Below are 21,859 nucleotides of genomic sequence, written 5' to 3'. Positions count from 1 at the left end.
TTTCTCAGAGCTAATCTTAGTATGTTTTAGTTTAAAATTGCGACACTGAATGTTAGATAGGTGGCGAATAGAATCCAAGCCAGATAAGGGATTAGTAAATAAGAAGCATATTTGTTAGTGGCGTAATACTGTTTAATACAGACGGCAACTGTGATATCTAACAGGATAATAACTGCTAATCCGAGCCAGTAGAGATTTCCAGCGAAGAAAATAATGCTCCAAATGAAGTTCAAAAACAGCTGACCGATGAATAAACTGATATTGGTAGTTTTAGCTTTAGAAGTAGGACTGTCTAGAACTAATAGAAATCCACTAATTCCAATTAGGCAGTATAAAATGGGCCAGACAATCCCGAATAGTCCAGCAGGTGGAGCTAATGGCGGTAGCTGTAAAGCTAAGTAATCACTACGAATGTTACCAGCGAGAATTCCAGATAATCCACCAATTAATTCGACTAAAATAATCGTTAAAACTAGGTAAATCCAACGGTGAGTCTTATGAATACTGTTCATCTTCAAGGACCTCCTTTGAGTAATCAGCTATGTAGTAAGTTAAGTTTAACAAGGCTGTTTGTGAAACTACAGATTATTGCCTACAAAAAAGCACCCAAACAATTTGTCTGGGTGCTTTATTTTAATTACGTTTGAATGTAACTGTTAAATCATTTCCTGGTGCCGGATCAGTATGTGTAGCGGTTATTCCATGAGCTTCACCAACAGCGGGTTGATTAGTTTTGATAACTTGCTGATAGGCGTTGAAGAAGTTAATTGAACTCCAACCCATACCTTGTTCAAATCCTTCAAAAGCTTCATCCCAACCAGGTGTTTGATCTAAATCAGAATGAATTTTAATTTCATCCACCTGGCCTGCATGAACATTCATAGAAATCCGAATCGGACCATTATGAAGCAGTTCATTGTTTCCATCTGGTGCAGAAGCTGGAAGCTTCATGTTTGGATCCTTAGTAAATCCATTAAATGCATCACGTAATTCGGAATAGCTAGCAATAATTGCCAATGATGACACCTCCCTTAAGGTGAACTAGAACACTCCACCTGCAGGGATATTTTAGCATAACTCTTAGTACTTCCGATAAAAATAAACGTCAAACTTACCAAGCTGTTTGGTAAAGTCGTAATCACGAGTATTTAGACCACCAATTTCAAAGTTGTTTTTTAGATAGAATTTACAAGCAGCTAAGTTATTGTCTTGTCCAATGGTGTACATACCCTGGTAACCCTGCTCTTTTGATATCTTTTTAGCAAATTCTAAAAGTTGACTGGCAATACCTTGTTTACGATATTCGGGATTAACTTTAAGGTCGTCTAGATAAATATAATGGTTCCAATTATTAGCGAAAATTGCGAGTCCGATACATTTATCATTCTCAAATGCGCCAACGGCAAAACCATTCTGATTAACTTCACTTAACTTATAGTTTTCATCGGGGAACTTCATAGTTTGAACTTTATCAAATAATACTTCTGAATATTTCCATTGATCATTTGTTCGAGTTACAACCAAGCGACCAAAGAGATTGAAATCGTAGTTTTTAAGTTGTAAATCAGCTTCATTATCGATTAGTTTTAAGTTCATTTAAGTTAAATACCACCTAGTTCGTTATTTCTTACTATCCTGCAGGCTCTTACGCGCAGGGCTAATCCAGGTTCCAGATCCAAAACCGAGAATGGTTTTTAAGGCTGGAATAAAAGTCATAACTACTGTAATTGGGTTTACCATCCAATAGAACAACATGTACAGCGGTGCGAATAGCAGATACTTCATTTTAGCACCATGGTGATCTAATATCAGGGCCGCTAATAATTGAATAAAGCCAGCTAGTACTTCGAAGGCAACAAAGATCAAAGCCATCAGAACACTTTTCTCAATCCGAGCATACTGACCAGTGGCTACAAAATAAGCCATCGTTCCAATAAAGATGATACTTGTAATCATAAAGAAGAATGACCAGATGATAGACAAGGTAGAATCGACAAACATCGACATTTGATAACGGTGACGAATGGGATACATTAGGAACTTTTTAATGTTTGTTAACCAAACTTCTGTACCACCTTGGGCCCAACGTTTACGTTGTTTATATAAATCACGGACGGTTTCAGGAACATTCATGTGAAAGACGATGTTGGGTGCGAAACGTGGAACAGCACCAATCATCTGATGATCCCAAGCGATACTAATATCTTCGGTTGCACGATTTTGTCTGAAACCACCTACATCAATAAGGAAATCTTTCTTGTAGAGTGTATTGGCTCCGCTATAGGCATACATTGAATCATTAATTGCAGTTTGGCTTCGCTTGATAATTCCAACGATACTTGAGAACTCAACTGTTTGTGACTTACCAATTAAAGTAGTTCGGTTTTGAACATCCATATTAGCTGTTACAGCAGATGTGTTTAAATCGCGCGCATTCATAAAGAAGTTCATGTATTTCATCAGAGCATCCGGTTCAGGAATCGTATCAGCATCGTTACTTAAGATATATTCACCCTTAGCAAAGTACATTCCAATATTAAACGCATGGGCTTTACCCTTATTTTTAGTGACACGAACAGTTCTTAGTCGAGGATACTTATTTCGCAATATGGCTAAAATTTCAGGCGTTTGATCGGTCGATCCATCATCCATGACTAATACTTCAAAGTTAGAGTAGTTAATTTCTTCAAATAGGTAAGTAATTGTTTCTTCAATCATGACTTCTTCATTGTGGGCTGGAATCATAATAGTTATTAGTGGCTGTTCATCTTCAGGTATTTCTTGCCAATTATCATCACGTTTATTCGTTTTAAAAAAACGGTATGACATTGATCCAGCAAACCAGAAGAACGCTCCAATAACTGGATATAAACATAGGATTAACAGACAAACATACAAAAAAGTGTTTATGGTGCCGGAGCTCCAAATAGTTGATATAACCATAATTGTTCCTCCTAATCCATATCGTTAATATCTAAATCATCGTAGAGCTTGGAAATTACATGAGTATCCAAGTTTTGATCGGGAGCTACCTCATAATAACGGGTGTTTTCACGAAACTCTTTGTCACCAAAACGCTTGCTCATATAGTCTTCTAAAGCTTGTCCACGTTTCTTTTGGTTAATTGGACTAAAAGTTGGCCATTGTTCAATTAAGCGATCTCGACGTCGATTTTGAATCAGAGTCATGCTGACAGCGAATAGGAAAGCCATTGAGAAACTAAAGAGAAGTAAAATTCCGAGGAATTTAATTTCAAAGATCCCATCTTTATATGACCATATATGTGGTATTTTAGGATTATAAGAGGCTAAAAAGGCGGTTACTGTAATTACCACGGGGATAATTGCAGCAAACCAGCCTAGGATTGCTATGAATGTTTGCCAAATTTTTAAGCCAATATGGCCTTTTTCGAAATAAGAATCAGAGTATAACTGCTGACGGTCGTCTTTTTTTGTCATTAGTCTACCTTTCTACTTTGAATATTCTCGGGTTTACCAAATGAGAATCCTTGTCGGACTTCTATTTTTAATTGATCGGCTAGTGCTTGATCGTCCTCATTTTCTACACCCACTAGAACCAGTTCGATTTGATGTTCTTGGGCTAATTTATTCCAAAATTGAAGGTTCAAGTCGAGCCATTCATCAGGAGTCTCTTTTCTAAAACTACTCATTGAACATTTTAAAATATCAATTTGTGGTAAAAGCCAGTCGATTTTTTTAAGACTAGTCAGAGAAGAATCAACGTTATCAATCGCGAACTTCATCCCAAATGCTCGTGCAGCTTTTAGTTGGCGTGCTAACTGTAATTGATTAATGTGATTTTGGTTATTCTTTGGTGTGTATTCAACGGTAAGTGTCATAGAGTTAATACGAGTAACAGACCAACGGACAAAATATAGAAAGTCACGACTCATAATTTGGTTATAATCTAGATTAATTGATAGGTTGTATGGTTCTAAAGGTAATGCGTCTGAAGTTTCTTCCAATAGTTTAATAACACGTTGTAAGGGAATCGATTCGAGATGTTCAGGTAATACCCATGATCCATCTGCCTGCTTGGTCCGCAATAAACATTCATAACCAATAATTTGACCACGCCAATCAACCTGTTTTTGAATGAAATAGCGCAGGTTAACGTCATCTTTGCCAAGATAGTTACTTCCCTTATGACGTGAATGCCAATAATAGGTAACGATAATTATTATGACAATAATATTCATAAAGAGGGTTAGCCATAGTAAATCTCGACCCAATATCTGCAACGACATAGCGAAAATCCTTTCTTACAAAAAGTCAGTTGTACACATAAATCAACGATTATACACTAGTTAAGTTATTTATTCTAACCTACCCAGATATTAAGTCAACAAAATAGCTTAGAGGCTTATTCTATTGCGGTTTTGTTAATTTCTGTTACAATGTTAACTAATATGTGAAAAGGGGTATTTTTATGAAAAATACAGTAAAGAAAACGAGCATTGTGCTAGCCTAGGAGGCTAGTGGGAAGCCTCCCAAGTTTAAAAACTTTTAGGAGGATACAATGCAAAGTAAGAATAATCAAAAATTTCAAGTGAGTTTTCAGGCCCAGGATAATTATCGGGTCATGGATCAAAATGGAAATGAAAAGTTGGCCAAGCTATCCGGTCAGCTCATGTACAACGATAAGCGTCCCGTTGTGGGTGATTATGTTAATGGTAGTCCCCAACAGGATTTTGTCTTGATTGAACAAATTGAACCAAGAAAGAGTAAGCTAACACGTCAGACACAGGGAACTGACCAGCGTGAACACGTGATTGCTGCAAATCTCGATTATGTCTTTATCACCATGTCATTAAATGACGACTTTAGTTTGACGCGTCTAGATCGTTATACAACGTTGGTATGGGATAGTGGTGCTTCTCCAGTTATCGTATTAACTAAGGCTGATTTAGTTTCTGATGATGAAAGAACGGATTTAGTTGAACAGGTGGAGGACAATTCAATTGGTGTGCCAATTATTATCACTGAGCAAGATCAAGTTGCTGAGACGCTCCAACAATTTGAACCATATCTAAACAATCATCAGAACATTGCCTTTGTAGGTTCATCAGGTGTTGGTAAATCAACGCTGGTAAACTTATTGATGCAACGTGTGGTTGCTAAAACTAAGGGGATTCGAGCTGATGACAGCAAGGGCCGTCATACAACGACTAGTAGTGCTCTGCATCTATTGGATAATGGTTCGAGAGTTATTGATACGCCTGGAATTAGAACGGTAGGGGTGGCAAATGTTGACGAGGCAGCAACCCAACAGAGCTTTGCAGATATTATGGAGCTTGCTGCTAATTGTCGTTTTAAGGATTGTCAGCATAATCAAGAACCAGGCTGTGCTGTGAAAGCAGCCATTGAAGCAGGTGAGTTATCAAGTAGTCGATTGAATAGTTTTCGAAAATTACAGTTTGAATCACAGTATGCCGGACTAACCGCTAAACAAATTGAAAAGACAAAGATGGACCGTATGTTTAGTTCCGTCGGTGGCGCAAAACAGTTCAAAAAGCAGTTGAAGCATAAATAGAAAAAGTGATGCTACTAAGTTTTTAGTGGCATCACTTTTTAATTTGTTTATTGTTCAAACAAGCAGAAGGATAAAAGATCGTGATATTCTTCATCGACCAGTAATTGTTGTTTTAAGGTGGCTTCTTGTTTCATATTTAACTTCAAAGCAATGTTAATACTCTTTTGATTAGTAGAGTCTGCTTCAAGAATGATTTTATGTAAATGAAGTTCATTGAACCCGATTGAGATTAACTCTTTAACGGATTTTGTCATAGAACCTTGTCCTTGAAATTGAGATCCAAGCCAATATCCAATTTTAGCGTTCTTATTTTCAGGATCGATTTCATGTAAATCAAGATTACCGATAACTTGATTGTTATAAAGAATACACATCGGTAGTAACCGACTATTATTCATCTGCTTTAGGGCATATTTAATAAAGCGAAGTTCATCCTTAGCGGTTTTTGTCTGTGCTGCCCATGGCATCCATTTGGTCAATTCCTGACGATCATGTTCTACTAACTGAAATAGGTCCTCTGCATCAGATTCTTGAATAGTTCTGATGGATAGTTTTTCATTAATTTGATAAGTTTTTGGTTCCATAAAGAGCTCCTAGTTCCTAAAGCGTGTGTTTTTAGCTTTCCAGTCCATGATTTTAATGTTAACCCAAAAGCCGTAAATTCCAAGTGTGATAATGGTTAGAATGAGCCATTTAATCCAATTTCCAAATAATCCCCAAGCACTTCCGACAAAGGCCATGCGTTTACCTTCAATGACAGTGTGATTGATTTTCCAACCATATAACATTACTACAGCCCAGGGATATAGGATTCCGAGTGATAATGTTGTAATAACGAATCCTAGAATTGACCAACCAATAAGTTGTAATAAGCCTCCATCAAAAAATGAATTCCGACCGTATTTGATTTCCATAAGAATATCCCCCAAAGTTATTGATAGTAGTCATTATAATAGAAAGTAGAGTGAAATGCTCCATATTGAATGAACATTTTAATAGGAATTTTGGCATAGACAATAGTAGGATAGAGTTAAAGTAGTCAGATGGATGGTGTTAATAGATGGAGTATCAAGGACCAGCACAGATTGAAGTTAGAGGTGCGAGGGTAAATAATTTAAAAAATATTGATGTTAATATTCCATTGCATCAGTTAGTAGCAATTACCGGAAAGAGTGGATCTGGTAAATCTTCTTTAGCGATGGGTGTATTGTACGCGGAAGGGATGAGTCGGTACGTAAGCTCACTCTCAACATATACTAGACGTCGCTTGTCTCAAGCTAAGAGAACTGATGTAGCGAGTGTTAAGCATATTCCGAGTGCAATCGCTTTGAAACAAAGACCCGGAGTTCCTGACGTTAGATCTACGGTGGGAACAGTCACGGAAACTCTAAATATTCTGCGTTTAATCTTTTCGAGATTGGGTTCACCACTATGTCCAAATGGGCATCGAATTAAACCAACTTTAGATATTGCACGAGCAATGGATTTGCCAAATGACGGTGTGAGTCATATGGGAGAAATTACTTGTCCAGTTTGTGGCGTGGTATTTGATGCGTTTTCAGCTGAAGACTTTGCGTTCAATGCTGAAGGAGCCTGTCCTACTTGCGAAGGCACGGGGATGACGCGTCAGATTAACCCACATAAACTAATTGGAGATCCAAAGCTCAGTATTCGTGATGGAGCAGTTGCGGCTTGGCACGTTCCGGGTCGTAGTTTTATGTTCTTGATTGCTGAACAAGTAGGAATTGATATTGATACACCATTTGAAAAACTGTCTGAAAAAGATAAAGACTTGGTTTTCCATGGCCCAGTGAAGGAATATGAAATTAACATTCCAACCAAAACTGGTAAGGTTTTCCACATGGATCATGCCAAATATAAAAATGCCTATAACGCAATTGAACATAGTATGGCTAATACTGACAATGCTCGCACCATTAAGAAGCTGAATAAGTTTTATGAGTTTAGTGAATGCCCAACTTGTCATGGAAGTCGCTTTGATCCTAAACTTTTTACGCAATTAATTTTAGGTAAGAACATTGCTGAAGTAAGCGATATGGAATTAGATCAACTAGTTCAGTTTGTTCCAAAAGTGTTGGAATGGTTGCCAGATGAGATGCATTCCTTAGGCAAAGAGTTATTGAACGAGTTAATGAGTCTCTTAAAGCCTTTGATCGATTTAGGATTGGACTATTTAACACTGAGTCGAGCAGGTAACACTCTTTCAACCGGTGAATTACAGCGAATTCAACTTGGTAGAACCCTACGGACTGAGACCACAGGCGTTTTATATGTGTTAGATGAACCTTCGATTGGACTGCATCCTGCTAATGTTCAGGGGTTAATTTCGATTATGCAAGGTTTAGTGGAACAGGGAAATTCAGTAGTGGTGGTCGATCATGATCCAACTATTATTGAATCTGCGGATTATGTAGTTGAAATTGGACCAGGGTCTGGCGTGAATGGCGGCCAGGTGATTACACGTGGAACGGTTTCTCAAATCCTAAAACACAAAGATTCCTTGATTACGCCATTCATTAATGGAACCGCGCAATTGATTCAACGTGACTTAGCATCAGACTCAACAAATGTATTTAAGCATGGATCCATCAATATTGAGATTGGCGAATATCACAATATTAAGAAGCTATCTGCTTCGTTGCCGATTAATCAATTTTCAGTAATAAGTGGGTTTTCAGGTGCTGGTAAGTCGACTTTATTGTTTGACGCTTTGATTCCAGCTTTAGAAGATCAAAAGAATCCACCTTCATTTGTTAAGAAGATTGAGGCTAAAGAAATTAAACATGTGTATACCATTGATGCGACACCAATTGGTAAAAATATTCGCTCCACACTCGCAACTTACACAAATATTTTGGACGAGTTACGTGAGTTATTTGCGGGGCTACCTGAAAGTATTGCTCAAGGATATGATAAGAAGTACTTTTCATACAATTTGAAAGAAGGGGCTTGTCCCACTTGTAATGGAACGGGAATAATCACGCTGGATATTCAGTATTTACCGGATATGCAGCAAATATGTTCCACGTGTAACGGTAATCGATATAACCAAGATGTTTTGAAGATTAAATGGCATGGCTACAATATTGCCGAAGTGCTACGGCTAAGTGTTGATGATGCTCGTTCTATTTTCAAAGATGAACCTAAGATTCTAAATACACTTGAAGTTCTGCACGAAATTGGATTGGGATATATCACATTAGGTGAAAGTACCGTAACTTTATCCGGTGGCGAATCTCAGCGCTTACGATTGTCTAAATACATTCGAACACGTCAAAAAGGAGTGCTGTTTGTCTTTGATGAACCTTCAATTGGACTTCACCCACTGGATATTCAGGTTCTACTTCATGTCATTCAAACATTAATTGATCAAGGTGGCACAGTTGTTGCTATTGAGCATGATATGGATATTATTCAGAATGCTGATTATGTGATTGATATGGGCCCCGGCGGTGGTAGTCATGGTGGAAAAATTGTGGCACAAGGTACTCCTAAAGAAATAGCTGAGAGTGGCAGTTTAACAGGCAAGTTTATTCAGGAACAACGGGAATTGTTTAAGTTGAATTAAGTTCAAAAAAAGTCGTTCAATGCGAGATTGATTCCCGCGTTGAACGACTTTTTACTTTTATCTACACAAGTTAATGTGCTTGTTAATTATTTTAAATATTAATGCACCAGCACACATAACAATGAATTCACCGGCAGCTACGGTGCCAAAAGTAATCCAAAATGGATAGTGCAAAATCCAGAATAGCTCTAATGCGACTGTGAACATCGAAAATGTCACAATCACCACACAGTAGGCTAGCTTCAGGTTTTCGTTCGTAATGTTTTTGACAACCAGATAAATAATAATCAAGGTTATACAAGTTGCAGCACTACCCCAAATAACATCCAAGGGACCGAGTGGGGATGCAATATTAGAAATGAAAACACCGAGTGTTACCGATAATATGTATCGTCGGTTATAAATAACTAAAATATTGAATATTTCAGCTATTCTTAACTGGATTGGACCAAAACTAATTGGAGCAAAAACGAGCGTAACTGCAACATAGATACCTGCTACTAAGGCGGTTAAAATAAGTTCTTTAGTTGAAAATTTAGATTTCGTTAACATGTAATTCTCCTTTATAACTTAATAGTTATTAATAACTGTGACCAAAGGAAAGTCTTTTACGACTGAAGTGTCACAGTGGGGATGAAAAATTATTTAGCTGTCCATCCACCATCAATAGGTACAATTGTTCCGTGAATATAATCTGATTCTGGGCTAACTAGAAAGCGACTTAATTTAGCAACTTCACTAGCCTGACCCCATCTCTGTGCCGGAGTTTCTTTAGCAACCCACTTAGCCATCTTAGCATCATCAGCAAAATCGGCCTGATTCATGGGAGTATCAATGGCTCCAAGGGCAATTGCATTTACTCGAATGCCTTGGTTAGCATATTCAAAATCTAGTTGTTTAGTAAAACCAACAATAGCATGCTTAGCGCTTGTATATGCGATACCTCCGCCACCAGCTACTAGTCCAGCAATAGATGCCATGTTGAGAATCACACCGTGTTGTTGATTTAGCATTTCTGGGAGTACAAAGCGACATGCAGTGAAAATGCTAGTTAAATTGGTATTTAGAAACTTTTGCCAGTCATCCAAATCAGTTTCTAGTAGTGGACGGTACTGATCAAGAATTCCCGCGGTATTGCACAGGATAGTTGCAGCTCCAAATTTCTTTTCAGCATTTTCAAGTTGGTTAGTAAACTCCTCAGGATGGGATACATCAGCAACGAAGAAGTTCAAATTGTTATAGTTGGATGCTAACAATTTAAGGTTAGTATCTGATATATCAAAAACAATTACAGTAGCATCCAGTTGTAGAAATTCTGTCGTTTGTGCTAATCCAATCCCAGAGTTTCCGCCAGTTATATAGATAATTTCATTTTGCCAGTTCGAGCTAGTCATCTACTACTGCCCAATCTTCAGCAAGTACATCACAGTCGGTTGGTGTCCACATACTGAAAGCTTCATCTGCAGTCTTAATAACAAAGTAAGGATTGAGAGGTTGGCCCTCAAATGTAGTTTTAGGAATCATCTGAATGTATAGTTCAGTTCCTTCCCAGTTAGTTCGAACCATTTTTGAACCAGATTTAATTAAAGGTAGTGCCTTTTCAAATGTCATAATAATCTCCTAAAATAAGTTGTTAGTTAATATTAAAGACCCATTTCGTTATATGCATTGCCAATGAAGAATACAACAAATACTGTATACAAAACAAAAATTGCAATAGAAATGATGAATTGGAATAATCCAGCACGGTTCCAAGTTTTTTGAACGGCTTTAAAAGTTTCAACATCCTTATAGTCACCTTTTTGCCAAGCCCAACCGTTACCTTTGAATCCGACAATGAAAATCCAAACAATGTTAAATACTGGAATTAAGCATAGTAGTGGCAAATAAGTACGGTTCCCAATTCCCCACATAATGTTGTACATAAATGCTCCCCAGTTCCAGCCTTTAACTTCTTGTGGAATTGTTTTTCCATTTTCTTCCATGATGTGTGTTCCTCCAAGTTAATATGTAGTTTATGGTGTATGTTTTAGATTATATCATGTGGTAGGTTTGTAAATTTGATTAAAAAAATAGTAACCACTCTCGTAGTTACTATTTTATCTTATTAATAGCCATATCTTATTGAGGATAGTACACTCAATTTTTTGAATTCAGTTAATTGAGCATCGGATAATACAATATTATTTTTTTGAATCGTATTTGAGATTTCTATATTCATTCTACTTAATACTAATGGTACAGAAGATTCTCCGTTTTCTAATTCTACTTGGTAGTTTTGTAAGGTATCGTGTAGAGCATTATAACCGTTACTCTTGCTATCTAAATTATTTATCAATTTTGAAATAGCAGTTATTGCTTCTTCTTTTCTATCCTTACCACCAGAAAACCATTTTAACTTTTTCATAATTTATTCCTCGCAATACTTATATGATTTTTTAAGCTTAATAGGAAATATAAATAGAAACAAGCTGGTTATCTAAGACAAGCCCTGAAGCTAGTGAGTCTGTAATAACCAGACACGAAAAATAGAGGATATATTAATTCCTATTAGGTCGTAAAAAGAATACTGAAGTAAAGCTTGTGGACAATAAAGTCAAAACAAAAAACTTTCCTGTTAAAAAGCCATTAATAAAATTCACATCTTCATGATCTAAGTTTATTGTAGTTCCATACAACAAAAAGAGTTCGAACATAAATGCTCCAACTATGATATGTATTATAAATGTTAGAGTGATTTTAATTATTGATTTTTTATTTGAAAGGCTGTACCAATTATCATAATGAGCTAGTAACAAAATAGTATTTATTAAAAGGAATAAAGATATTAAGATAATGTGTATTTTGAATAAATTGAAAAATTCGATATATCCCAGTAGCAAGAATAGAATATTCACAATATAAAAAAAGTTATAAATATGCCTATTGTTGTGATTAATCTTAGTCTGTAATTCATAATGTTGAACAATTCTATCGTCGTCTAATAAATCATCTAGGGAGATATTATATAGTTTGCTGATGGTTACTAAATTGGAAATGTCAGGGTAATTTCTATTATTCTCCCAACCAGAAATTGTCTTTCTAGATACATTTAGTTTCTCAGCAACATCAGCCTGAGTCATATTATTATCTAGTCGACATTTTTTGAGTTTTTCAGAGATATTCATGATAACGCCTCAAGGTTCATTGTTAGTGTTGTTTATTATTTCATAATATCATTGCATTTAAATTGCTTACCAGCCTAGGTACTAATTCTTTTTGACTTGTATATTTAAAATTCCAAACATTATTGATAGTGCAAGATAGATAGTAATTCTACTGAAAGTAAAATGAATACTTTCCTTTAGAAAAGCAGGTAGTATGATTTCTTCTACCAATAACATGGTTGCAAAGAATCCTAAAGCTAACATAATACATTGAAATAGTAGGTATGACTTGTGCTTACTAAGTTCCTTTGAGCGTTTTGTATGTGGTAATGCGTATTTGAACATTAATAAATTGATCGGAATAATACCTATAAAAAACAAGATAATGGTTTGAATATGGAGTTGCATACTTACTAAATCAGTAATCAAAGAAATTAATAGTAGGACAGCTATAACAACAATATATACTTTAAATATGTTTTGCTTAGTACTAGATTTAATTTGATTTAGTCCGACAAGCTCATAAATTTTTTTCACTATGGAACCCCCACTTTAATTTTTTAATAGCATAGAAGTAATTCGTGAAATAAACAAGCTGGAATTTCAAGACACCCGGTATATAGGGCGCTTCTCAACATTTATAATTTTGCATTTTTACACAAAAAAATCAGCAACTACGGCTTTTAGCAGCGTAATTACTGATTAGTGGTGTCTTTTGATGGGTGGTCAGGGGATCGAACCCTGGACCCACGGATTAAGAGTCCGTTGCTCTGCCAGCTGAGCTAACCACCCATATATGATATGTATCAATCGACTTAAATATATTATCACGAAAAAAAAGACTTGGCAACAGCTTTTCTGAAAAAGATTCACTAAATCATATAAAAAGTCCTGTGTGGTATAATACTATCGTATGCGGTAGGAATATTCCTACTATAAAAGGATTAGATGAGACTAGTCTAATTACGGAAAAAAGTTCTGTTTTAAGGAGGGCTAATATGCCAAAGATTTTAGTAGTTGATGACGAAAAACCCATTTCAGATATTGTTAAATTTAACCTAACAAAAGAAGGTTACGATGTAGTAACAGCTTATGATGGTGAAGAAGCCCTAGAATTAGTGGAATCAGAATCACCAGATTTAATTTTACTTGATTTGATGTTACCAAAAGTTGATGGATTGGAAGTTGCTCGTCAGGTCCGTGCAAAACATAATATTCCAATTATCATGGTTACAGCTAAGGATTCTGAATTAGACAAAGTTGTTGGTTTGGAACTCGGTGCTGATGATTACGTTACAAAGCCATTTTCAAACCGTGAGTTAGTTGCTCGTGTTAAGGCTAACTTACGTCGTCAAGATCAAAATATCGCTGAAGAAGCTGAAAACAACGATGTTAAAATTGGACCACTTACAATCAATGCGGATGCATATTCAGTTACACGTGACGGTAACCAATTAGATTTAACCCATCGTGAATTTGAACTTTTGCACTACTTAGCTAAGCACATGGGTCAAGTAATGACACGTGAACATTTATTACAAACTGTTTGGGGATACGATTACTTTGGTGATGTCCGTACAGTTGATGTTACCGTTCGTCGCTTGCGTGAAAAGATTGAAGAAACACCAAGTAACCCTCAATTCCTTGTAACTCGTCGTGGCGTTGGTTACTACCTACGTAACCCAGAAAATGATTAATCTAGGAGCCGCAAATCTTCTATGAAGAAACGAACAGCATTTTTTAAATCAATTAACTTTAAAATAGCTCTAGTGTTTGCAATGTTATTAGTCGTAACGTTGGAAGTCGTTGGGGTTATTTTTGTACGCCAATTAGAGCAACAAAATTTAAACCAATTTAAAACTCAAATTCAGCTCCAACCTTACTATGACAATGCAATTATCGACCAGTTGAGCCGTTCCAATACAAAGAGTGCTGATCGTCAAATTGGTCAGATTATCGCGAACGTGAATAACCAAAACATCACTGAAATTCGGGTTGTTGATAATAAAGGTACAATTCGCGGAACTAGTAATGGAAATAATCAATCGATTGTTGGTCAAAAAACGACTGATAGTAATGTAAAAAACGTTATTTATAATACGAGAACCTACCAACAGGTTTCTTATGATAAGCAAAACAACACCCGTTACTATATTTCGGCGGTACCTTTAATTAATACGTCAGGTGCTACGAATAACTTGGTTGGTGTCTTGTATATCAGGGCTAACCTAGAGTCAGTTTATCAAAATGTGAATAATATTACGCTGATTTTCGTAGTTGCGGCCTTAGTTGCGGTTACGATTGGTTTGGTGTTGGCAATTTTCATTGCGCGAGCGATTACGCGACCAATTGAAGAGATGCGTCTTAGAACGATGCAGATTGCTCGTGGCGACTATTCTGGTCACGTTCAAGTCTATGGGGATGATGAACTAGGTCAACTTGCTTCAGCGGTTAATAACTTGTCTGTCCGAGTTGAAGAAGCACAGGAATCAACTGAATCTGAACGGCGTCGTTTGGATTCGGTCCTTGGTTATATGACCGATGGGGTTATTGCGACCGACCGTCGTGGAAAAATTACAATTATTAATGAAATGGCGACTGACTTTTTGAATGCAACCGATGATCAAATTGTCGGTAAGTCCATTTTAGATATTCTTGATTTACGTGATTCATTCACCCTACGTGATCTTTTAGAAAATGAAGAACAAGTCGTCCTTGATTTCTCAACGGATGAACAAGACTTAATTTTGCATGCATCATTTGCGTTGATTCAGCGTGAATCAGGCTTTATTAGTGGTCTTGTATGTGTGCTTCATGATGTTACTGAACAACAAAAGATTGATCAAGATCGTAAAGAATTCGTTTCAAACGTTTCGCATGAATTGAGAACCCCGCTAACTTCGATGAGAAGTTATATCGAAGCGCTTGTTGATGGTGCCTGGAAGGACCCAGAAGTTGCTCCGAACTTCCTTCAAGTTACCCAGGAAGAAACTGATCGAATGATGCGAATGATCAACGATCTATTAAACCTTTCTCGGATGGATTCTGGAACTGCTAAATTAGACCTAGAAATGGTTAACTTGAACGAAATGTTTAATCATATTTTGGATCGTTTCGATATGATTATTAAAAATGGTGACAAGGACCAGAAAAACTATTCCATCAAGCGTGACTTTACTCGTCGCGATATTTGGGTTGAAGTCGATACTGATCGTTTACAACAGGTTTTGGATAATATTATGAATAACGCGATTAAGTACTCACCAGATGGTGGGATTATTACTTGTCGTCTTTTAGAGACTCACAACCACGTTATCATGAGCATTACTGACCAAGGTTTGGGTATTCCGAAAGATGCGCTCCCACATGTCTTTGACCGTTTCTACCGGGTTGATAAAGCTCGTTCAAGAGCTCAAGGTGGAACTGGTTTAGGATTGGCTATTTCAAAAGAAGTTATTCAAATGCATGGTGGCCGAATTTGGGTTGAAAGTAAGGAAGGAGAAGGTTCAACCTTCTATATTTCACTTCCATACGAACCACTTGAAGAGGGGGATACTTGGGAATGAAAGATTCAAAGCTCAGAGTAATTCTAAGACATACCGTATTAACAATCTTAGCCCTATTAAGTATGGCTCTTTCGTGGATAATTTGGACAAATCCAGCTCGCTATGAACGATCACATCAACAAGTATCGAGTGAAAAGGTTCAATCAAGCCAAGTCAGTCATGACATGAGTGATGTGATTTTACCGACGCAATTGATTCGGACTGATAGTGATCAAAAACAAACTTTACTAGCTAAAAGCCAAGTTAATTTAAATCAAGTAGTGACGGATAAAGTTGCTAAATGGAAGTTTGAAAGTGTTCGAATGGTGTCTAAGGGTAACAAGGAACGCTATTTAGACTATGCACGTGAAGCTAATAGTTTATTGCTCAAATATCCTAGCAATATTGCGGGTGGAGTTTTAAATGAAGTGCTCGATCAGAAGCTTGATTTTAGTTCAGAAGTGGGTCGCATTGTTATTTCATTAGATAAGAACAACGGTGTTTATCTGTTAAATGACAAGAACTATGGGGTTTACCAAGTTCAAGTTAGTGGACAGGATTTAAGTTCATTGAAGGAAAGTTTAACTGGCTCAAAACGCAGTGTAGACGTGAAGGAATCGATATTAAATCATAATTTAATCACGGAGTATCAAGACAGCTATCAAGTACCAAACTATAGTTATGTGATTAATAAGCAGAGTAATGGGATGTTTTCATCTAATTTGTTAGCTAATGATGATTCCGCAACGGTTACAACAAAGAAAGAAAAAGATAGTACGATTTACAGCGACGGCAACCGGAAGCAGTTAACAATTAACAAAGATGGTACTGCTCGATTTGAGGATTATACACGTAAAGGAACAGATGGGAATTCACTTAGAGCCCATATCGAAAATGGATTCTATCAATTACGTGAAATGGGTGTACCCATGGATAACATGCGCTTCTTTAACTACACTGATCGACATGATGAAGTAGTTTTCAGAAGTTATGTTGAAGGATATCCGATTTTCAATGATAACGACTATGGAACCGTGACAGTTTCACATAATAACTCTGGACGAGTGACTGATTTCTCACTCTATGGATTAGAAATTCCAGTGCCAGCAGATAAAAAAGAAACAGAACTACCTAGCACTAAAATGGTGCTGTCCCAGTTAGAAGCAACGGGGATCAATTCGGATGATATCTCTGATATTCAGATTGGTTATCAATGGACGAGTGCCAAGGGTAGTGGTTCGACAATCAATTTAACCCCAACATGGTATGTAAATTACAAAAATAACTGGTATCCATACGACCAAGTTTCAACTCAAGGATAGGAGGTGACTTAAATGAATTTTAAACGCATTGAATTAATGTTTATCGTGGTATTTGCCGTGTTAGACGCTTTTCTATTTGCTTCTTTTTGGCAAAATCAGGCTGGTATTCATACCACAACTAACTCCAACCGGAACGCAACCATTTTAAAAGAGATGCGCAATGATCAAATTACATTTGAGCCACTTTCTAACAGTAAATCAAAAGGCTACTATGCTTCTGCTAACAACAATAGTAATGATTTACGCAATATGAAGCAGTTGGTCGGCCAAAGTTCACATTTAGTAGATGGAAAATTAGTCAGCACTTTAGATACGCCACTTCAAGTTGACCGTAGCCATCCATCAAAAGTGTTAAATAATTTCGTAAAAATTAGTTCCAATATCATTCATGGCACAGAGTATGAGTATAATGGTAGCCTATCAACTGATGATCAGGTTGTGTACACACAGATGATTGATGATCGTCCCGTTTATTCGCATCAAGGACAATTGATTTTTGATGTTAACGGACAAGGTGTGGTAAATGGTTATACGCAAGGATATTTAGCTAACATTGAACCATTGCGGGAATCAGATGAACTAATCAGTCAAACTCGAGCTGTAACGTGGTTATATCAATATAATGAAATTCCAAATGATTCACGTATTGAATGGGCCAACCTAGGGTATACTCGTTTACTTAGCAGTGATAATGGCTTAGTATATGTACCAACATGGGTCGTTGCAATTAAGAGTAAGAGTAGTCAAAATATTCAGTTGAAACGAATCAACGCCTTTACTGGTGTAATGTTAAAACGAGTCACACAACAAAGTGGTGAAACCACTACTAGTGATACTTTAGGCAATGAAGATACATCTAGCTCAACAGCTAATAAAAGCGAAAGTACAACTCAATCTAATAAAACAGCGAGTGGTCAGTCTTCTGCAAGTAGTGCTTCAAGTAGCAGTAATACTGCGGAAGAGTGACCTTCAGTTGAAGTTAATTAAAGGGTTCAGTGAAGTTCAATTAAGAAAGAGGATAACAGTTCATGAACGATGATGAGATGAAGATCAGTGTGCTATCAAGTGGTAGTACGGGAAATGTAACTTATATCGAAACGCCCCAACATAAAGTTTTAGTGGATGCTGGATTAAGCGGTAAGAAGATTGCCGGATTAATGGATAGCATTGGTCGTGATATTAATGATGTTGATTCACTCTTAATCACTCATGAACATTCTGATCATATTGCGGGTGCAGGTGTATTGGCCCGTAAGTACAACCTAGATGTCTATGCTAATAAAGGTACTTGGGATGCAATGGCATCTAAAATTGGTAAAGTACCTGAAGAACAACGTTATATCTTTGATCCCAACACTACGAAATCATTGGGCGATTTAGATATTGAAAGTTTCTCAGTTTCACATGATGCAGCTGAACCTCAATTTTATGAATTTCATCATAATGGCAAATCCTTTGTGATCTTAACGGATACTGGATACGTATCAGACCGCGTGGCTGGCACGATTGAAAATGCGGATTGTTATCTATTTGAAGTTAACCATGATACAGAAATGCTTCGAATGGGAGGCTATCCATGGCCTTTGAAGCAACGTATTCTTGGTGATCATGGTCATTTATCTAATGAAGATGGTGCTAATGCTTTAATGGACGTGATTGGTAATCGTACTAAGAAAATCTATCTTGGACATTTGAGTTTGCATAACAATATGAAAGAACTCGCTCATTTAACAGTTTCTTCTATGATGCAAAACAAGGATATCGCGGTTGGTCATGATTTCCAATTGCTAGATACTGACCATGATAGGGCTGCTCATTTAACAATTCTTTAAAAGTTATTTGCACAAACATCAGTTTTACTTCATAAATTAGTCTTAATTACTGGTTACAATAATAACTAGCAAAAACTTTATTCGAGGAGGGTTGGCGGATCGTTCGCCGAAATTATGAAAAATAGTACATCGAAAACATTTATTACAGCTTTAGTAGCTGGATTAATTGGTGGAGGTGTGGCATTTGGTGGCGCTAATTTCATGCAAAACCAAGCCCAAAACTCCAACACAGCCGTACCAACATCATCAAATAAGTCAGGTACTGCTCAAGTTAGCAATGTTAAAGTGAACGTTGATAATCAATCTGAAAAAGCTTTTGATACGATTAAAGATTCAGTTGTTTCCGTAATTAATTTACAAAACGCTAAGTCTTCTAATAGTAGTAATGGAATTTTAGGGCAGATATTTGGGGAACAAGGTTCCGCAAGTAAACCTAAGACGGATTCAAAATTAGAGACAGCTTCTGAAGGTTCTGGTGTTATCTATAAGAAGAGTGGTGACACCGCTTATATCGTAACTAATAATCACGTGGTAGAAGGTTCTAACTCACTTGAAATCATTATGAGTGATGGTAAGAAGGTTCCAGCAAAGATTGTTGGTAAAGACTCGGTTACCGATTTAGCCGTTGTTAAGATTAATGGATCTGCTGTTAAGAAGGTTGCCAGTTTTGGTAATTCAGATAATATCAAAGTTGGTGAAACAGCCTTAGCAATTGGTTCACCACTTGGTTCAGATTATGCAACGTCCTTAACACAAGGTATTATTTCCGCTAAGAAACGTACAATCGCTACTGGTAGTGAACAAGGGCAAAAAACCGGTGAAGCAACTGTTATCCAGACAGATGCTGCGATTAACCCTGGTAACTCTGGTGGACCACTGATTAACCTTGCTGGACAAGTTGTTGGGATTAACTCAATGAAGTTATCCACATCAACTGATGGACAAACAAGCGTTGAAGGAATGGGATTTGCGATTCCTTCTAATGAAGTAGTTTCAATTATTGATCAGTTGGTTCAAAACGGTAAAATTACACGTCCTGCATTAGGAGTTTCACTCGTTGATTTGACTCAGATTTCCGCTAGTCAGCAAAAATCAGTTCTGAAATTACCTGGGGATGTTAATGCTGGTGCTGTAATCATGCAAGTATTCGGTGGTTCTCCTGCAGCAAATGCTGGTTTGAAGAAATATGATGTAATCACAAAAGTTAATAACGATAAAATTACAGGCTTAGCTAGTTTGAGAGAAAACCTTTACAAATATAAAGTAAACGATAAAGTTACAGTTGGCTACTATCACAACGGTCAGTACAAAACTGCCAAAGTGTCGTTAACTGAGACGTCTAACAAGCTTAGTTCGCAAGCTAAGTAAATTTAAATCCTGTTAAATCCATCTTCATGTGAAGGTGGATTTTTTGTTTACAAAGACTGATATAATAGAGTTTGAGTATTTTAGATGCAAAATTAGTCACATTCTAATTGTTAAAAATCGACAAATTCGTTGTATAGTACAACTAACGGAGCGTTACGGCCTTAATTAGTTAAACGTATGAACGGTTAAAGTTTAATTCACATATCTGTGGAAAACTTTGTTAATAACTTTCTAGCAGAAGTGGTGTAGTTCTATAAAAGTTATTAAATAAGTCTTAAGGGCGGTTAATAAAGTTATCCACAATTGACCTGTTTACTTGTGGATTAAAAATTTACCAACCGGGATTTAACTTCACAAACGCTGTTGTAACAACTCTTTCAGCTTGTGGATTGCAACAAAATTAAATGTGGATAACTGTGGACAACTAAAATAATCGTTGACAATTTTAGGTAGATAAATATGGTGGCGAACATAAATTCGACCCAATATATAGTGATTTAAAATTTTAACCTGTGGACAACTTTGTGAATAACTAAAATGGAGATGTGAATAACTGTGAATATAAAATTTGTTGTTGTGGGTAAATTAAAAGAAAAATACTTCAAACAAGGAATCGCAGAGTATGCGAAGCGCTTATCGAAATTTTGTAAGTTTCAAATTGTAGAAGTACCAGATGAAAAAGCCCCCGAAAGCTTAAGCGAAGCCGAAATGGCAAACGTGAAAGAAAAAGAGGGCGAACGGATTCTGGATAAGATTAAGGATAAGGAATATGTCTTTGCTTTGGAGATACTAGGCAAAGAACGCACTTCAGAAGAGTTCTCGAAGGAATTAGAACAGTTAACAACCTATGGACATTCCGATATTACTTTTGTTATTGGTGGATCTTTGGGATTAAGTCCGCAGGTTATCAAACGTGCGAACACCCATATTTCATTTGGTCGGTTTACATTGCCTCATCAGTTGATGAGGTTGGTATTGGTGGAACAGGTATATCGGGCGTTTATGATTCAGCAGGGTTCGCCTTACCATAAGTAGAGGAGGACTTCATAATAATGGTAAATAAATTAACCAACTTAAATAATAATCAATTAGATCAAATTATGAATCTCTGGTTAACAGGAAACATAGAAGCACACGGTGCATACGTAAGTGATGAGTACTGGAAGAACAATATGGCAATGGTTCGCCACGAAATTGAACATAATGCGGATGTTTATGTAGTAGAAAAAGATAATCAGATTCAAGGATTCTGTGGTGTGCAAGAAGGATATATTGCTGGGATCTTTGTTAGTCATGATGCTCAAGGACAGGGGATCGGAACACAACTAATCGAGGCAGCAAAGCGTGATAATAATCAACTAGTTTTATCAGTGTATGCAAAAAATAAAAAAGCCATTAAACTTTATGAAAACCAGGGATTTAAAATCACTAAATCTGAAATAGATGATGAAACTAACGTCGAGGATTGTGAAATGATTTGGAAATTAGAGTAAGTATTTAAAAT

Annotated in this window: 25 protein-coding genes and 1 tRNA gene; 10 read left to right on the top strand and 16 right to left on the bottom strand. The window is 36.7% G+C overall.

What is annotated here, in order from left to right:
- Positions 1 to 26 precede the first annotated feature (26 nt).
- From IV88_RS04740 to IV88_RS04715, 6 genes are all read right to left on the bottom strand, one after another.
- Positions 27 to 512: a TspO/MBR family protein gene (locus IV88_RS04740; protein WP_057799307.1), complete on the bottom strand. Its 486-nt coding sequence runs from the start codon at positions 510 to 512 to the stop codon at positions 27 to 29.
- A gap of 121 nt (positions 513 to 633) precedes the next feature.
- Complete coding sequence (locus IV88_RS04735; RefSeq protein ID WP_057799306.1) at positions 634 to 1,017, bottom strand: hypothetical protein; 384 nt, start codon at positions 1,015 to 1,017, stop codon at positions 634 to 636.
- A gap of 63 nt (positions 1,018 to 1,080) precedes the next feature.
- On the bottom strand, positions 1,081 to 1,596 hold the full coding sequence (locus tag IV88_RS04730) for a GNAT family N-acetyltransferase (protein WP_057799304.1): 516 nt from the start codon (positions 1,594 to 1,596) through the stop codon (positions 1,081 to 1,083).
- 24 nt (positions 1,597 to 1,620) lie between these two features.
- The gene (locus IV88_RS04725) at positions 1,621 to 2,943 is read right to left on the bottom strand and encodes a glycosyltransferase family 2 protein (RefSeq protein ID WP_057799302.1); all 1,323 of its coding nucleotides are present in this window, start codon (positions 2,941 to 2,943) and stop codon (positions 1,621 to 1,623) included.
- Positions 2,944 to 2,954: 11 nt separating this feature from the next.
- Positions 2,955 to 3,458, bottom strand: coding sequence for a hypothetical protein (locus IV88_RS04720; protein WP_057799300.1), 504 nt, complete (start codon positions 3,456 to 3,458; stop codon positions 2,955 to 2,957).
- Positions 3,458 to 4,267: an EAL domain-containing protein gene (locus IV88_RS04715; RefSeq protein ID WP_057799298.1), complete on the bottom strand. Its 810-nt coding sequence runs from the start codon at positions 4,265 to 4,267 to the stop codon at positions 3,458 to 3,460. The genes IV88_RS04720 and IV88_RS04715 overlap by 1 nt, the downstream gene beginning before the upstream one ends.
- Positions 4,268 to 4,539: 272 nt before the next feature.
- Between IV88_RS04715 and rsgA the strand changes: the two genes are divergently transcribed.
- Positions 4,540 to 5,553 carry a ribosome small subunit-dependent GTPase A gene (gene rsgA / locus IV88_RS04710; protein ID WP_057799296.1) on the top strand — a complete coding sequence of 338 codons (1,014 nt, stop codon included), beginning with the start codon at positions 4,540 to 4,542 and terminating at the stop codon, positions 5,551 to 5,553.
- Positions 5,554 to 5,600: 47 nt separating this feature from the next.
- Here the strand turns inward: rsgA and IV88_RS04705 are convergent, their stop codons facing one another.
- Positions 5,601 to 6,137 carry a GNAT family N-acetyltransferase gene (locus IV88_RS04705; protein ID WP_057799294.1) on the bottom strand — a complete coding sequence of 179 codons (537 nt, stop codon included), beginning with the start codon at positions 6,135 to 6,137 and terminating at the stop codon, positions 5,601 to 5,603.
- Positions 6,138 to 6,146: 9 nt separating this feature from the next.
- Positions 6,147 to 6,467, bottom strand: coding sequence for a YjgN family protein (locus tag IV88_RS04700; protein ID WP_057799292.1), 321 nt, complete (start codon positions 6,465 to 6,467; stop codon positions 6,147 to 6,149).
- A gap of 146 nt (positions 6,468 to 6,613) precedes the next feature.
- On the opposite strand from IV88_RS04700, the gene IV88_RS04695 reads away from it, so the two are divergent.
- Positions 6,614 to 9,142: an excinuclease ABC subunit UvrA gene (locus IV88_RS04695; RefSeq protein ID WP_057799290.1), complete on the top strand. Its 2,529-nt coding sequence runs from the start codon at positions 6,614 to 6,616 to the stop codon at positions 9,140 to 9,142.
- A gap of 57 nt (positions 9,143 to 9,199) precedes the next feature.
- Here IV88_RS04695 and IV88_RS04690 read toward each other — a convergent pair whose 3' ends face one another.
- From IV88_RS04690 to IV88_RS04655, 8 genes are all read right to left on the bottom strand, one after another.
- Positions 9,200 to 9,694: a QueT transporter family protein gene (locus IV88_RS04690; protein WP_057799288.1), complete on the bottom strand. Its 495-nt coding sequence runs from the start codon at positions 9,692 to 9,694 to the stop codon at positions 9,200 to 9,202.
- A gap of 89 nt (positions 9,695 to 9,783) precedes the next feature.
- A complete protein-coding gene (locus IV88_RS04685; RefSeq protein ID WP_057799286.1) occupies positions 9,784 to 10,536 on the bottom strand; it encodes a 3-oxoacyl-ACP reductase in 753 nt (250 codons plus the stop codon).
- Positions 10,529 to 10,753: a DUF2829 domain-containing protein gene (locus IV88_RS04680; protein WP_057799284.1), complete on the bottom strand. Its 225-nt coding sequence runs from the start codon at positions 10,751 to 10,753 to the stop codon at positions 10,529 to 10,531. The genes IV88_RS04685 and IV88_RS04680 overlap by 8 nt, the downstream gene beginning before the upstream one ends.
- Positions 10,754 to 10,785: 32 nt before the next feature.
- Positions 10,786 to 11,127 (bottom strand): hypothetical protein, encoded by a 342-nt coding sequence (locus tag IV88_RS04675; protein WP_057799282.1) that lies wholly within the window; start codon positions 11,125 to 11,127, stop codon positions 10,786 to 10,788.
- A gap of 122 nt (positions 11,128 to 11,249) precedes the next feature.
- Positions 11,250 to 11,549 carry a bacteriocin immunity family protein gene (locus tag IV88_RS04670; RefSeq protein ID WP_057799280.1) on the bottom strand — a complete coding sequence of 100 codons (300 nt, stop codon included), beginning with the start codon at positions 11,547 to 11,549 and terminating at the stop codon, positions 11,250 to 11,252.
- A gap of 133 nt (positions 11,550 to 11,682) precedes the next feature.
- Positions 11,683 to 12,309 carry a helix-turn-helix transcriptional regulator gene (locus tag IV88_RS04665; RefSeq protein WP_057799278.1) on the bottom strand — a complete coding sequence of 209 codons (627 nt, stop codon included), beginning with the start codon at positions 12,307 to 12,309 and terminating at the stop codon, positions 11,683 to 11,685.
- An 81-nt stretch (positions 12,310 to 12,390) separates the two neighbouring features.
- Positions 12,391 to 12,825: a hypothetical protein gene (locus tag IV88_RS04660; RefSeq protein WP_057799276.1), complete on the bottom strand. Its 435-nt coding sequence runs from the start codon at positions 12,823 to 12,825 to the stop codon at positions 12,391 to 12,393.
- Positions 12,826 to 13,007: 182 nt separating this feature from the next.
- Positions 13,008 to 13,080, bottom strand: a tRNA-Lys gene (locus IV88_RS04655).
- A gap of 206 nt (positions 13,081 to 13,286) precedes the next feature.
- Here IV88_RS04655 and yycF point away from each other — a divergent pair.
- The 8 genes from yycF (at position 13,287) to IV88_RS04615 (ending at position 21,848) form a co-directional block, all read left to right on the top strand.
- Complete coding sequence (gene yycF, locus IV88_RS04650; protein ID WP_057799274.1) at positions 13,287 to 13,985, top strand: response regulator YycF; 699 nt, start codon at positions 13,287 to 13,289, stop codon at positions 13,983 to 13,985.
- 21 nt (positions 13,986 to 14,006) lie between these two features.
- Entirely contained in the window at positions 14,007 to 15,854 is a 1,848-nt protein-coding gene (gene walK, locus IV88_RS04645) for a cell wall metabolism sensor histidine kinase WalK (protein WP_057799273.1), read from the top strand.
- The gene (locus IV88_RS04640; protein ID WP_057799271.1) at positions 15,851 to 17,155 is read left to right on the top strand and encodes a YycH family regulatory protein; all 1,305 of its coding nucleotides are present in this window, start codon (positions 15,851 to 15,853) and stop codon (positions 17,153 to 17,155) included. The genes walK and IV88_RS04640 overlap by 4 nt, the downstream gene beginning before the upstream one ends.
- 12 nt (positions 17,156 to 17,167) lie before the next feature.
- A complete protein-coding gene (locus IV88_RS04635) occupies positions 17,168 to 18,121 on the top strand; it encodes a two-component system regulatory protein YycI (RefSeq protein ID WP_057799269.1) in 954 nt (317 codons plus the stop codon).
- A gap of 62 nt (positions 18,122 to 18,183) precedes the next feature.
- A complete protein-coding gene (locus IV88_RS04630; RefSeq protein ID WP_057799267.1) occupies positions 18,184 to 18,987 on the top strand; it encodes an MBL fold metallo-hydrolase in 804 nt (267 codons plus the stop codon).
- 114 nt (positions 18,988 to 19,101) lie between these two features.
- Positions 19,102 to 20,355, top strand: coding sequence for a S1C family serine protease (locus IV88_RS04625; RefSeq protein ID WP_057799266.1), 1,254 nt, complete (start codon positions 19,102 to 19,104; stop codon positions 20,353 to 20,355).
- 555 nt (positions 20,356 to 20,910) lie between these two features.
- A complete protein-coding gene (rlmH, locus tag IV88_RS04620) occupies positions 20,911 to 21,390 on the top strand; it encodes a 23S rRNA (pseudouridine(1915)-N(3))-methyltransferase RlmH (RefSeq protein ID WP_057799264.1) in 480 nt (159 codons plus the stop codon).
- 17 nt (positions 21,391 to 21,407) lie between these two features.
- Positions 21,408 to 21,848 carry a GNAT family N-acetyltransferase gene (locus IV88_RS04615; RefSeq protein WP_057799262.1) on the top strand — a complete coding sequence of 147 codons (441 nt, stop codon included), beginning with the start codon at positions 21,408 to 21,410 and terminating at the stop codon, positions 21,846 to 21,848.
- Positions 21,849 to 21,859 lie beyond the last annotated feature (11 nt).

This window comes from Pediococcus argentinicus (assembly GCF_001437605.1).
In the GTDB taxonomy this organism is placed as follows: domain Bacteria; phylum Bacillota; class Bacilli; order Lactobacillales; family Lactobacillaceae; genus Pediococcus; species Pediococcus argentinicus.
The sequence above is the reverse complement of the archived record's forward strand: the minus strand, read 5'-3'. Positions and strand labels throughout refer to the sequence as shown.